Raw genomic sequence first — 305 nt, 5'->3', positions numbered from 1 at the left:
GAAACGTCTCTGCGTCAAACCAGTCCTTGGACCGCTGGCTGCCGAAATGGGCGAGGAGCAACTCGGTTTTGCGCCGCATCTGGGCTTCCGACAACGGCATGTAGAAGTTTGGCTGGCCTAAGTCGCCATCCCACTTCGGGACTTCGTATTCGAGTATAAGGTGGTCTCGAAAAAGGTTCCAAGTGATCTTGTTTACTTGGCGATGATCCTGATGCGCGTCATCGCGGCGATGGGTGAAGATCAGATCAGGTTTGACACTTCTCGCCTGAAGCGCAAGCCATTCCTTGATCTCTCGCTCTTGGCTC

The 305-nt window shown here is 54.1% G+C and carries 1 pseudogene; it reads right to left on the bottom strand.

The annotated features are described in order from the left end of the window. Positions 1 to 305: pseudogene (locus tag EN852_RS38645) on the bottom strand (PIG-L family deacetylase); the annotation flags it as partial.

This window comes from Mesorhizobium sp. M2E.F.Ca.ET.209.01.1.1 (assembly GCF_004010375.2).
Lineage (GTDB): Bacteria > Pseudomonadota > Alphaproteobacteria > Rhizobiales > Rhizobiaceae > Mesorhizobium.
Note: the sequence above shows the minus strand (reverse complement) of the source record. Positions and strands in the feature narration are given on the sequence as shown.